The 12,136-nt window shown below is 66.0% G+C and carries 13 protein-coding genes and 2 pseudogenes; 14 read left to right on the forward strand and 1 reads right to left on the reverse strand.

The features are described 5' to 3' along the window. Positions 1–151 precede the first annotated feature (151 nt). The 14 genes and pseudogenes from WEA77_RS13790 (at position 152) to WEA77_RS13855 (ending at position 11,862) form a co-directional block, all read left to right on the forward strand. Positions 152–415 carry a GNAT family N-acetyltransferase gene (locus WEA77_RS13790; protein ID WP_368068458.1) on the forward strand — a complete coding sequence of 88 codons (264 nt, stop codon included), beginning with the start codon at positions 152–154 and terminating at the stop codon, positions 413–415. A 4-nt stretch (positions 416–419) separates the two neighbouring features. Continuing rightward, a pseudogene (locus WEA77_RS13795) lies at positions 420–1,298 on the forward strand (S-methyl-5'-thioadenosine phosphorylase). Between the two features lie 69 nt (positions 1,299–1,367). Beyond that, on the forward strand, positions 1,368–2,180 hold the full coding sequence (locus tag WEA77_RS13800) for a hypothetical protein (protein ID WP_368068459.1): 813 nt from the start codon (positions 1,368–1,370) through the stop codon (positions 2,178–2,180). 208 nt (positions 2,181–2,388) lie between these two features. Next, on the forward strand, positions 2,389–2,850 hold the full coding sequence (locus tag WEA77_RS13805; protein WP_368068460.1) for a DUF4440 domain-containing protein: 462 nt from the start codon (positions 2,389–2,391) through the stop codon (positions 2,848–2,850). 90 nt (positions 2,851–2,940) lie between these two features. Next, a complete protein-coding gene (locus tag WEA77_RS13810) occupies positions 2,941–3,189 on the forward strand; it encodes a hypothetical protein (protein WP_368068461.1) in 249 nt (82 codons plus the stop codon). Between the two features lie 15 nt (positions 3,190–3,204). Continuing rightward, a pseudogene (locus tag WEA77_RS13815) lies at positions 3,205–3,921 on the forward strand (ion transporter); the annotation flags it as partial. 120 nt (positions 3,922–4,041) lie between these two features. After that, positions 4,042–4,749 carry a TerB family tellurite resistance protein gene (locus tag WEA77_RS13820; RefSeq protein ID WP_368068462.1) on the forward strand — a complete coding sequence of 236 codons (708 nt, stop codon included), beginning with the start codon at positions 4,042–4,044 and terminating at the stop codon, positions 4,747–4,749. Positions 4,750–4,918: 169 nt separating this feature from the next. After that, entirely contained in the window at positions 4,919–5,125 is a 207-nt protein-coding gene (locus WEA77_RS13825) for a hypothetical protein (RefSeq protein WP_368068463.1), read from the forward strand. A gap of 75 nt (positions 5,126–5,200) precedes the next feature. Beyond that, the gene (gene idi / locus WEA77_RS13830) at positions 5,201–5,749 is read left to right on the forward strand and encodes an isopentenyl-diphosphate Delta-isomerase (RefSeq protein WP_368068464.1); all 549 of its coding nucleotides are present in this window, start codon (positions 5,201–5,203) and stop codon (positions 5,747–5,749) included. Positions 5,750–5,827: 78 nt separating this feature from the next. Further along, positions 5,828–6,364 (forward strand): cytochrome c family protein, encoded by a 537-nt coding sequence (locus WEA77_RS13835; protein WP_368068465.1) that lies wholly within the window; start codon positions 5,828–5,830, stop codon positions 6,362–6,364. 95 nt (positions 6,365–6,459) lie between these two features. After that, positions 6,460–7,512 carry a magnesium chelatase ATPase subunit I gene (bchI, locus tag WEA77_RS13840; protein WP_368068466.1) on the forward strand — a complete coding sequence of 351 codons (1,053 nt, stop codon included), beginning with the start codon at positions 6,460–6,462 and terminating at the stop codon, positions 7,510–7,512. Beyond that, positions 7,509–9,302 (forward strand): magnesium chelatase subunit D, encoded by a 1,794-nt coding sequence (locus tag WEA77_RS13845; protein WP_368068467.1) that lies wholly within the window; start codon positions 7,509–7,511, stop codon positions 9,300–9,302. The genes bchI and WEA77_RS13845 overlap by 4 nt, the downstream gene beginning before the upstream one ends. Positions 9,303–9,308: 6 nt before the next feature. Continuing rightward, on the forward strand, positions 9,309–10,208 hold the full coding sequence (gene bchO, locus WEA77_RS13850; RefSeq protein ID WP_368068468.1) for an alpha/beta fold hydrolase BchO: 900 nt from the start codon (positions 9,309–9,311) through the stop codon (positions 10,206–10,208). Between the two features lie 118 nt (positions 10,209–10,326). Further along, positions 10,327–11,862, forward strand: a complete 1,536-nt coding sequence (locus WEA77_RS13855) for a phytoene desaturase (RefSeq protein ID WP_368068469.1) — start codon at positions 10,327–10,329, stop codon at positions 11,860–11,862. Between the two features lie 5 nt (positions 11,863–11,867). Here WEA77_RS13855 and WEA77_RS13860 read toward each other — a convergent pair. Then, a partial coding sequence (locus tag WEA77_RS13860; protein ID WP_368068470.1) for an FAD-dependent oxidoreductase occupies positions 11,868–12,136 on the reverse strand: 269 nt, incomplete at its 5' end.

A 12,136-nucleotide genomic window follows, 5' to 3' on the forward strand; every position in this document is an offset into this window, starting at 1 on the left:
ATGCGGGGTTGGCGCGGCTATTTCGTCTTCTGCGAAACGCCGGAAACGGCTGCGGCGCAGATTGCCGGGCGCGCAGGCGCGGTCCCGATGCACGCAGGTGATGCCATCGGCTCCGGCCGCTGGTTGGCCTTGCCGGGACCGGGCGGGCAGGGTGCGTGGACGGCAAATCAAGCGCATCGGCGTTCTGCCGGCCTTCCGGAAACAGGGCTTCGGCGCGGGGATCCTCGCGGCGCTCGAAGCGGCCGGGCGCGAAGCCGGCAAGGAAGGCGCTCAGCTGGCCATCCGCGCGGACCAGCCGCGCCTGATCGCATTCTATGCGGGCCTTGGCTACGCCCGGGCGGACGATGCGGAACTGACCACCGTCAATCCGCTCTCCCCGCCCCCGTTCGGTATGTGCAAGATCTTCAAGGACTGATCTCATGACCCACTGGACACTCGGCATCATCGGCGGCTCGGGCCTTTATGCCATCGACGGGCTCGAGGACCGGCGCGAGGAGAAGATCGAGACCGTCTGGGGCGCGCCGTCGGATACGCTGATGCGCGGGCGGATTGGTCCGGTGGAGCTTGTCTTCCTGCCGCGCCACGGGAAGGGGCACCGTCTGACCCCGACCGATGTGCCCTACCGCGCAAACATCGCGGCGCTCAAAGCGGCGGGCTGCACGGACGTGCTGTCGATCTCCGCGTGCGGCTCCTTGCAGTAGCAATATGCGCCCGGGGATTTCGTCGCCGTCGACCAGTTCATCGACCGGACCTTTGCGCGCGAGAAAACCTTTTTCGGTCCCGGCATGGCCGCGCATGTCTCGATGGCCCAGCCGGTCTGCACGCGCCTGTCGGGTCTCGCAGCGGAGGCTGCCGCGGCGGTGGGCGGCAAGGTGCACCGGGGCGGCACTTACCTCGCGATGGAGGGGCCGCAATTTTCCTCGCTGGCGGAATCGAAGCTCTACCGCAGCTGGGGCTGCGACGTGATCGGCATGACCAACATGCCGGAGGCCAAGCTCGCCCGGGAGGCGGAGCTGCCCTATGCCACGCTCGCCATGGTCACCGACTATGACTGCTGGCGCGCCGAAACCGAGGCCGTGACGGTGACGAATGTCCTCGAGGTGATGCACCATAATAGTGCACTCGCCCGCCGGGCGATTGTCCGGCTGGCGCAGGCGCTGGCAGAGATGCCCCGCACGCCTTCGCCTCAGGGCATTGAATCCTGTCTGGATTTTGCCCTGATCACGGCGCCCGAAGCCCGAGATCCTGTCTTCCTTGATAGATTGCGGGTTATTGCAGGCCGCGTCCTCGGCAGCTAAGACTTTCTGTGAGCGTCCCTGAACTGGCGCAGACATTGCCTGCTCCGGCCTGCATCGGGGGATCTCAGAATGAGCGAAGCGCAATTCTATACCTTCCTTACGGGTGGCCTCGGCCTCCTGACCGCCCTGATGACGCTGGTCGCCTGGCACCTCTGGCGCATGCGCGAGGATACGCGCGCGGGCCGGCTGTCGGCGCTGGAGGGCATCAGCCATGAAATGCGGATCAACCTGCAGCGCATGGTCAGCGAGCTGTCGCAGGTCGCCGCCAATGCCTCGGTCGGCCCGGACGTGCTCTTGCCGATCCGCCATCCGCAGCTGGACGGCGTCAACCGCGCGCTGATCAATGCCAACCGTAACGGCATCGCCGTGATCGGCGTAACCTATCAGGAACTGGAAGCGCGCAAGCTGTCGCTGCGGGCGCAGCTGGCCCAGGGCAATGCGCCGGGCAATGCGCTGGATGATGCAATGGACGCTGCCATCAACGGCGTCGCCGCGCTTTACTTCTGGGAAGTCCATCACGGTGCCCTGCCGGCCGAAATCGGCCGGGTGCGCAGCTGGGATGTGCGTGACTGGATGAAGGCGCACGGCTTCAGGTCAGACGCTTTTCCCGGCATGCACCTGCGCGACGAGGTGGTGGAACGCCTCCGGATGTACGGCCTCGAGCTGACGCCCAAACCGCTGACCCATACGGCCTGGGAATATTACAGCATGACCTATGACCGGCAGGCGGACCGTCAGGGCCCGCTGGGCCAGCGCCGCGAGAAGGTGGCGCAGGAAGACGAAGCCGAGGACGAGGCGGCCGGGGACACGCAGGACGATGCCATACCGCGCGGCCTGTTCGGGTTCCGCCGCAAGCCGGTGGCTGAGCCGGTGCAGACCTGAGAGACCGGGGAGGTCGTGGAAGAGGATCCCGCGCCCGCGCCCATGCCAGCTCCCGAGGCCTTTACCGAGCCCGCCGCCGCCAAGCCAGCTATGGCCGAGCCGGAGCCGGAGACCGCAGGTCAGGAGCGCAAGGCGTCCTGTTGACCGGCTTGCGCGCGGCCCTGATTCGCCGTCTGCTGAACACGTTCATTCGAGGGGGAGTTTGCGCATGGTCCGTTTCGCTTTTGCGGGCGCCGTTTTTCTGATGCTGGCCGCCTGCGCCGCGGCACCGGCGCCGCTGACGCCCGGGGCGGCAGCGGCCGAGGCCGCCACCATTACTGCGTTGCTGAAGGCACAGGACGCCGCCTGGAATGCCGGCGACATCGACGGGTTCATGCATGGCTACTGGCCATCAGACGATCTGCGCTTTGCTTCCGGCGGGGATGTCGTGCGCGGGTACGAGGCCACGCTGGCGCGCTACAAGGTGCGCTATCCCGGACGGGATGGGATGGGGGTGCTGACGACCGCCGATTACGAGATCGACATCCTGTCGCCCGGCGCCGCTATTGCCCATGGCAGCTGGCATGTGAAGCTGCAGGATGAAAACCTCTCCGGCCTCTACACGCTGGTGCTGCGCAAGCTGGACGGCGAATGGCTGATCATCTCGGACACGACCACCTCGGCAGAGTAAGCGGGCCGCCAAATGCACGGTTGGCAGCCGTGCCGGGTCAGGGCAAACAGCCGTCTGGCAGACATGTGGTGTAGACAGGGGACAGCCTGAATGGCGCGCGCAACGCTCGACTATGAGACCAGCAACTCGGCCATCGAGGCTTTTCTCGAGCGCCCCGTGATCCGCACAGCGATCACATCGCTGATCATCTTCAACGCGCTGACACTTGGCGTACTGACACTTGGCGTGCTGACATACCGGGCTGCCTTGCCCGGCGCGGCGGTCGGCTTGCTGGAATTTCTCGATGGCGCGGTCACGGCCGTGTTCGTCGCCGAGATCGCCGCGAAGCTCTGGGTGTAGCGATGGCAGTTCTTCCGGCTCGGCTGGAACGTGTTCGACTTCGTCGTCGTGTCGCTGTCGCTGATCCCGGGCGCTTCGGTGTTCACGGTCCTGAGGGCGTTGCGGGTGCTGCCGGTGCTGCGCCTCCTGCGCTTCGTGCCTATGATGAAACGCATCACCGAGGCGCTCCTTAAATCCATCCCCGGTATGGGCGCCATTCTCGCGGTAATCATCCTCGTGATCTATGTCGGCGCGGTGATGGCCACCAACATGTATGGCAACACGGCGAACGCCGATGTGCGCGAGATGTTTGGCACCCTGCCGGATTCGGCGCTGACCCTGTTCCAGCTGATGACGATGGATGGCAGGTCGGACCTGCTCGACACCGTCACCGATGACGGCCATCCCTATGCTTGGGTATTCTTCCTGATCTTCATCTTCGTCGGCAGCTTCACCATCCTCAACCTGTTCATCGCCCTCGTCGTCGAGGCGCTTACCCAGAAGCAGAAGGCCGCCATCGGCAAGCAGATCGAAAGCCTGGAAGCGGCCATGGAAGGGCGCTCTTCGGCAGATATTACGGGGGCCATCGACGAAATCCGGGCGCGCGACGGTTCGATCGAGGAAACGCTGGAGCATGTCGAGGACGACCTCGAGGACGCCGAAACCAAGCGCAGCGAAATGATGCAGATGCTGCGCGAGATGCGCGCCGAGATCCAAGCCCTGCGCGACACTCTGGCGGCGCGGGGCGGCTGAAGGCTTCACCAGATAACCAAGTTTCAAGGGTCATCGCCCGTCCGCTGCCGATGCTTCACATCTCTTTGAACGCCGGGCGCTGTCCAAGCGGGGGTTCACCCTGCTATAGACGGTCGGGTCATGAGCCTCTGGACGACCCTTCTGAGCAGTGGCCGGCGCCTTTTCGAGACCGGATCTGAACCCGAGCTCGACAGCGGCGGGGCAGACGACTGCGCCCCCGATCCCAACGATGTGGGGTTTACTGCTGCGGTTGTCGGGCTGGGCGCAAAGATGGCGGCCGCCGACGGGCTGGTGTCCGACAGCGAGATCATGGCCTTCGCCCGGGTCTTCCGGGCGCCGCCGGAAGAGGCGGAGAATGTCCGCCGCGTCTTCACGCTCGCCCGCCAGACGGTGCGCGGTTACGAGGCCTATGCCCGCCGGATCGGCAAGAAGTATGGTGACCGGCCCTGCCTGCTGGAAGGCGTGCTCGACGGCCTGTTCCAGATTGCCGGGGCGGACGGGGTCGTGACCGAGGCCGAACTCGTTTACCTGCAGAATGTCTCGGATGCCTTTGGCTTTGACGGCGCGACCTTCCGCCGGATCCGCGCCGCCCATCTCGGGCCTGAGCGCGACGATCCGTACCATATTCTCGGTGTTGCTCATGATGCGGCGTTCATGGACATCCGCTCCGCCTATCGCCGCCTGATGGCGGATCATCACCCTGACCGGATCGTCCAGATGGGCGCCCCGCGCGAGTTCGAGGATGCCGCCCACTCCAAGGCTGCGGCGATCACCGCTGCCTATGCGCGAATCCGCGCCGAACGTGGCCTGCTCGTGCGTCAGGAGTGAATAACCTTCGATCATCGCGGATTTGTGCAGCCAGGGCGCACAAGAGTGCGTTGACGGCCTGCCATCATGCGGCCATCTTGATGGTTGATCGTGAGGCTTGATGCACAAGACCCTTCTTCCCAACCGCACTCCCGGCCTGCTGGCTTCCCTGGGCGCAGGTTTAGGTTTCGTGGCCCAGCTACTTGTTGGGGCGATGCTCATCTTCGTTGCGAGCTTCATCGCCATGATGACCGCCCTTGCCGGCCTCCTGCTCGCCGGCTCTGCGCTCGTGCTGCGGTATGTCGTGCGCCAGCCGGCGCCGATCCCCGTGCGCGTCAATGATGCGCCGGTCACACTGCAGGCCCGTCGCACGCCGCGCGGCTGGACGGTCGAGTAACAACTTCCCCCCTGAAACGCGGCGTTTGACCTGTAACCGGGCTGGCTCTAGCCTTGGCCTCAGAGGAGCGTGCGTGTGTCCGATGAATTCGAACAGGTGATCCTCGTCGACGAGGCTGATGAAGCGCTCGAGGGCGGCGACAAGTGGCGCATCCATCAGGACGGCCTGCTGCACCGCGCTTTTTCGATCTTCATATTCAATGAGGCGGGCGACTGCCTGATCCAGCAGCGCGCCCCAGGCAAGTATCATTCGGCTGGCAAATGGGCTAACGCCTGTTGCGGCCATCCGCGCCCCGGCGAGCCGACGGGCGCAGCCGCCGTGCGCCGCCTTGAGGAAGAGGTTGGGCTGCGCCTCAACCTGACCTTCGGCTTCAAGAGCCGCTATGTCGCTTATCTCGACAATGACATGATCGAAAACGAGATCCCGCATCTCTATTTCGGCCGCACCCCGGCAGAGCCGGTTGCCAATCCCGATGAGGTGCAGGCGCTCCGCTGGGTCTCGCTGGAAGCGCTGGCCGAAGAAATTTCGCAGTCCCCGGAACAATTTGCCGCCTGGCTGCGTCATTATGTTGAGGCGCATCCGTCCGAACTTGCGGACTGGCGGGTGCAGACTGCACGCGTGTAGAAAACACTCCGGATAGCACCTTGGCATGGGCCTGCGGCGAACTACCATCCAGCATCCAGTGTTCTGTGGAGGAAACAAATGCGATTTGACACCAAGCGTCTGACCCTTGCGATGGCCTCTGCCCTCGCGCTCACGCTCGCCGCCTGTGGCGGCTCGGGAGACCCTTCTGCGCCCGCCCCTGCGGCCGCGCCGACGGTCGAGGCGGATCCGGTTGAAGCGGCTGCGCCGGCGGAAGTTGCCCCTGCCGAGACCCCCGCACCGACCGAAGCGTCGGCCCCGGCTGCCGGCGGCACGGACTATGCGTCCTATACCGGCGACGCGGCCAAGGGTAAGCGCGTCTTCGCGCAATGCATGACCTGCCACGTCGTCCAGGAAGGCCGCAACAATGTCGGCCCGTCGCTCTACGCCATCGTCGGGCGCGGATCGGGCACCATCCCGGGCTTCAAGTATTCCGAGGCCAACCAGAACTCGAACGTCATCTGGACCGAGGAAAACCTTTTCGTGTACCTGGAGAAACCGACGCAGTTCATCCCCGGCACGATCATGGCCTACCCGGGCCTGCGCAACCCGCAGGACCGTGCGGATTTGATCGCCTATCTGAAGAATCCAGCCTGACCTCACGCGCCTTACAGGCGAAGTCAGACCCAAGAACCGGCCGCCAGGGGAATTCCTCTGGCGGCTTTTCTTATGCGATGCTTTGACATAGGCTTGTGTCCACCTTCGTTACACTACGCGCATCGGACCTCGTTTTGGCCATCTTCCCGTTTGTTGCCATTGTTGGCCAGGAAGCCCTGAAAGACGCCTTGCTGATGTCGGCCATCGAGCCGTCGATCGGCGGCGTCCTCGCGCTCGGCGACCGGGGCACCGGTAAGTCTACGGCCATTCGCGCATTGGCCGCCCTGCTCCCGGAAATCGAAGTCGTCCGCGGCTGCCCTTACCGCTGCCTGCCATCCGCCCCTGCAGGGCTGTGCGGCGTGTGCGACGGCAAGGAAGCCCAGGTCTGCGAGAAGATCGCGGCGCCGGTGGTCGATCTGCCCCTCGGGGCCACCGAAGACCGGGTGGTCGGCGCGCTCGATCTTGAGCGGGCCTTGTCCAAGGGCGAAAAGCGGTTTGAACCGGGGCTGCTCGCCCGCGCCAATCGCGGCTTCCTTTACATCGACGAAGTCAACCTGCTCGACGACCATCTCGTTGACCTGCTGCTCGATGTGGCAGCGTCCGGCGAGAATGTCGTGGAGCGCGAGGGCCTTTCGATTCGCCATCCCGCGAGGTTTGTCCTCGTCGGCAGCGGTAATCCGGAAGAGGGGGATCTGCGCCCGCAGCTGCTCGACCGGTTCGGGCTGTGCGTCGATGTGCGCACGTCGCATGACCTCAAGGAACGGATGGAAATCGTCCGCCGCCGCGATGCATTCGAGCAGGACCCCGCTGCCTTCATCAAGGACTGGTCCCGCAAGACCGCCGCGCTGCGCAAGCGCGTCGTCGAAGCGCGTGCCCGGGTGCATACGGTCATTCTGCCGGACTCCGTGCTCGCCAAGGCCGTCGAGCTTTGCCTGACGCTTGGCGCGGACGGCCTGCGCGGCGAGCTGACGCTGATGCGGGCGGCCAGGGCGCGCGCGGCACTGTCGGGTGAAACACAGGTCTCAATGGAAACTTTGAAGGCGGTCGCGGCGCTGGCCCTGCGCCACCGGCTGCGAAAGGACCCGCTCGATGATACGGACGCAGGCGTGCGCGTCGAACGCGCCGTCTCGGAGGTGTTTGTTTCGTGAACCCCGCCGCCGCGCCGCCCACAGACCGGCAGGCAGGCCGGGAGGCCTTCGAAAAGTTCGATGCCGCGCGCTGGGGGCAGGCCGATCTTGCCGCCGCCTTGCTTGCGCTGATGCCGCACCGGCTGAAAGGTGGGGTGTTCGACGGCGCGGCGCCGGAACTTGCAGGCCTGTTGCAGGACCGGCTCGTGCGCGCGCTCGGCGGCGAGGCCGCGCTGCACCGGATGCCGGTGTCGATTACCGATGACCGCCTGATGGGCGGACTGGACCTTGCCGCGACGCTCGCCAATGGCCGTCCTGTCGCGGAAACCGGACTGCTCGCCCGCGCCGATGGGGGTGTGCTGGTTGTCCCGATGGCGGAGCGCCTGCCCGGCCGCGCCGCCGCCCAGCTCGCCCGCGCGATCGATACAGGCGAGGTGGAGACCGAGCGCGACGGCCTGTCACTGTGCGCGCCAGCCCGGTTCGTGACCCTGGCCTTTGCTGATCCGGACGAGCCGGGGGAAAAGCTTCCCTCAGGCCTCGGCGACCGTCTCAGTTTCGGATTGTCTCTGCACGGCGTATCGCCAGCCCGCCTGCGTCCGGAAACGCTGACGCCGCAGATCATCTCGGCTGCGCGCGAGAAGCTGCGCTGGGTGACGGTGCCTGACGCGCTGATCGAGGCGCTGATCGATGCGGCCGCCCGCCTCGGCATCCGGTCGCTGCGAGCTCCGGGGTTCTGTCTTGCCGCCGCGCGCGGGATCGCGGCGCTCGCCGGGCGCGATACGGTGACCGATGCAGACGCCGCGCTGGCCGCCGAACTTGTTTATGCCAGCCGTGCGAATATCCTGATCGACCGGACCGAGCCGCCCGCTCCGCCGCCTCAGCCGCCTGAGCCGAAAGATGAAGGCGAGGACCCCTCCCGGCCTCACCCGCAACCTGACGAACTGACGGAGATGCTGATCGAAGCGGTCCAGCTTCGTGTTTCCCTTGATATCGCGGCGCGCGCGCGCACGACGCGACAGCGCACACGTCAGGAAGTCCCGCCCGGAAAATCCGGCGACATGGTCGCTTCGCGCCGCCGGGGCAGCCGCATCGGCGCGCGCGCCGGCGACCCGCGCCGCGACGGACGCCTCGATCTGCTTTCCACTTTGCGCACCGCCGCGCCCTGGCAGCGCATCCGCGAAGCGCCCGCCGGCGGCGCCGCGATTTCGGTACGGGCCAGCGATTTCCGCGTGAAGCGTTTCCGCCACCGCAGCGAGGCAGTGGTGATCTTCGTTGTCGATGCGTCCGGTTCGTCCGCGATGAACCGCCTCTCGGAAGCGAAGGGCGCCATCGAACTCCTGCTCAGTGGCTGCTATGCGCGGCGCGAGTCCGTGGCACTGATCGCCTTCCGCAAGGAGGGCGCAGACCTGCTGCTGCCGCCGACGCGGTCACTGACGCGGGTGAAGCGGTCACTGTCGCGCCTGCCGGGCGGGGGCGCAACCCCGCTGGCGGCGGGCATTGCCGCTGCGGCGCAGCTCGTGCGCATCGAACGGCGCAAGCGCAAGGCGCCGCATGTCGTGTTCCTCTCGGACGGGCAGGGCAATATCGCGCTGGACGGCACGGCCGGCCGCGAGCGGGCCGGTGAAGATGCGCGCGACATGGCGCGCCGTCTCAAGGCCTTGCAGGAGCCTGTCCTCTTCTTTGACATTTCGCGCCGCCCGAGCGCGCAGGCCGAAATGATCAGCACCGAGATGGGCGCCATCTACCGGCCGCTGCCGGTCGCCGACGCTGCGCGCGTGTCGCAGGCCGTGCGAAGCCTCCTGCTCGAGTGAGGCGACGTGGCGAAGCGGCTTGACTGGCAGGCAGATGGCAGGGACTGGCCTGGCAGGGCGCTGAGCCGGTTTGTCGAGGCCGGCGGCTCTCGCTGGCATGTGCAGCGCGCGGGCCAGGGCGAGAGCGTCCTGCTTTTGCACGGCACCGGCGCCTCGACGCATTCCTGGGCGGGGCTGCTGCCGTTGCTGGCGAAACAGTTCGATGTGCTGGCGATGGACCTGCCCGGCCATGCCTTCACGCAGAACCTTTACCGCCTTGATGTCTCGCTGCCGGGAATGGTGCGGGGGCTGACGGGGCTTCTGGAGGCCGAGCGGTTCAGGCCTTCGGTCATCATCGGCCACTCGGCGGGCGCGGCGATTGCCGTGAAGGTTGCGCCGCTGCTGGCGCCGCTGCCCCGGCAGGTGATTGCACTCAACGGCGCGCTGAAGCCGTTCGGCGGGCCGGCGGGGCTGATTGCACCATTGATGGCGAAGGCGCTCGCCATCAACCCGCTGGCATATCGCGCGCTAGCGCGAGGCGGGCGTGATCCGGCGCGCGTGGAAAAGCTGATCGAGGGCACCGGCTCGCGCCCGGGACCGGACTACCTCAAATTTTATGGCCGGCTGTTCGGCAATGCCGCGCATGTCTCGGGCACTCTTTCGATGATGGCGGCCTGGGATGTCTCCGGTGTGATGGCGCCGTTCGAGCGCGCCGGGCTCAGCCTTCACCAGATAACCGGGGCAAACGACCGGGCCGTGCCGCCGCAACTCGCCGACGAACTGGCGCACCGCTACGGCGGAGCCAGCGTGCAGCATCTCCCCGGCCTCGGCCACCTCGCCCACGAGGAAGATCCAGCGCGCGTTGCCGCCGCCATTTTCACAGCCTTTGCAGAAACAGAGCGCCCCTCCCGCAAGTCCGGCACATGAAAATGCGTGACGAATGCGCGGCGCGCGCCATTTCACAATGGCCGAGTGGGTTTGCAGATTGTCTGACGCAGACCCGCATCGGCAAACTGGAATTGAGAAACGGAGGAAGCCCAGCGCCATGGACGGAATGACCCACCCTGCCAGGCCAGACGATGACGCCCCGCATGCGATTGTCGTCGGCGCAGGCTTTGGCGGCCTGGCCGCTGCCGTCCGGCTGGGCGCTAAAGGCTACCGCGTCACGGTCTTCGATAAACTGGATGCACCGGGAGGCCGGGCCTACACGTTCCGGCAGGACGGGTTTACCTTCGATGCCGGACCGACCATCCTGACAGCGCCGCATCTCTTCAACGAGCTCTGGGCGCTGTGCGGCCGCCGCCTGGAAGACGAGATCACCCTCAAGGCGATCAACCCCTTCTACCGCATCCGGTTTGATGACGGCTCCGTGTTCGAAGCGCATGCCGACGAGGACATGACCCGCGCCGAGATCGCCCGGTTCGCCCCTGAAGACGTGGCCGGATTTGACCGCTTCCTGAAAGCCAGCGAGGCCATTTTCGACGCGGCCTATACCCAGCTTGCAGAGGAACCTTTTCATCAGGTCTCGACACTTCTGAAGGCAGCGCCGGACATGGTCCGTCTTGGCGGTGTTCGCTCGGTCTATGCCAAGGTCTCCGACTACTTTTCGAATGAAAAGCTGCGCATCGCCTTTTCCTTCCATCCTCTGTTCATCGGCGGAGATCCGTTCGAAGCCACGTCTTACTACTGCCTGATATCGCATCTCGAACGGATATGGGGCGTCCATTACGCCATCGGCGGCACGGGCGAACTGGTCCGGGGTCTGGCCAGTCTGATCGAAGGGCAGGGCAATACGCTTCGCCTCCACACCGAAGTGGACGAGATCCTCACGCAGGACGGCTGCGCGACGGGTGTACGTCTTGCGAGCGGCGAGGTGATCGGCTGCGACCTGGTGGTCTCCAACGCAGAGATCGGCTGGACCTATTCGAAACTGCTGCGCAACACCAGGCGGCGCGTATGGACGGACCGGAAGGTCGCAAGGGCCGATTATTCCATGAGCCTGTTCGTCTGGTATTTTGGAACGCGCCGCCAGTATGAAGATTGCTACCACCACACGATTGTTCTCGGCCCGCGCTATCGCGGCCTGTTGAAGGACATCTTCCGCAAGAAGGTTCTGGCGGAAGATTTCAGCCTCTATCTTCATCGCCCGACGGCGAACGATCCCTCGCTGGCGCCGGAGGGTTGTGACAGTTTCTATGTTCTGGCGCCGGTTCCCCACCTCGATTCCGGCACGGATTGGGAAGCGATGGCGGGCCCCTTCCGGGAGCGGGTTGCCGAGAGACTGGAAGCAACCGTGCTGCCCGGCCTGCGACAGGAAATCGTGAGCGAGCGGCTGATGACGCCCCTCGATTTCCGCGACCGCCTCCTGTCGACGAAGGGCGCAGCTTTCGGGCTGGAGCCGAAACTCCTGCAAAGCGCCTGGTTTCGTCCGCACAATTTGAGCGCCGACGTGAAGGGCCTCTATCTTACCGGCGCCAGCACCCATCCCGGCGCAGGTGTGCCGAGCGTGCTGTCATCGGCGAAGGTCGTGGACAAGCTGGTTCCGGAAGCCTCGCTTTGGCGGGCAAGCCTGCGCGCGTAACCCGGCTAGAGCTGCTTGCCGCGCGCGAGATCCGACAAGATCCGTGCTGCGGCGAGGCGCCCGGACAGCGTCGCCATCGGGACGCCCGGCCCCGGATGGGCTGAGCCGCCCGCGAGGTAGAGGCCGGGGAGGCGGGCGGCGCTGCCGGGCCGCGCGAAGCTCGCCATCGGGCCGTGATTGGCCCGGCCATATAGCGCGCCGCCGGTTGCGGGAAACAGGGCGCCGAAGCCCTCCGGTGTCGTCGCGGCGGCGTCTTCCAGGCCGCCGTCGAGCG

Origin of the sequence: Hyphomonas sp. (genome assembly GCF_040882205.1) — a bacterium.
In the GTDB taxonomy this organism is placed as follows: domain Bacteria; phylum Pseudomonadota; class Alphaproteobacteria; order Caulobacterales; family Hyphomonadaceae; genus Hyphomonas.

Bases quoted from the DNA above. Each gene is read 5' to 3' on its own strand.
- WEA77_RS13800 (WP_368068459.1), top strand. From the start codon at position 1,368: ATGAGCGAAGCGCAATTCTATACCTTCCTTACGGGTGGCCTCGGCCTC.
- WEA77_RS13805 (WP_368068460.1), top strand. From the start codon at position 2,389: ATGGTCCGTTTCGCTTTTGCGGGCGCCGTTTTTCTGATGCTGGCCGCC.
- WEA77_RS13810 (WP_368068461.1), top strand. From the start codon at position 2,941: ATGGCGCGCGCAACGCTCGACTATGAGACCAGCAACTCGGCCATCGAG.
- WEA77_RS13820 (WP_368068462.1), top strand. From the start codon at position 4,042: ATGAGCCTCTGGACGACCCTTCTGAGCAGTGGCCGGCGCCTTTTCGAG.
- WEA77_RS13835 (WP_368068465.1), top strand. From the start codon at position 5,828: ATGCGATTTGACACCAAGCGTCTGACCCTTGCGATGGCCTCTGCCCTC.
- WEA77_RS13855 (WP_368068469.1), top strand. From the start codon at position 10,327: ATGGACGGAATGACCCACCCTGCCAGGCCAGACGATGACGCCCCGCAT.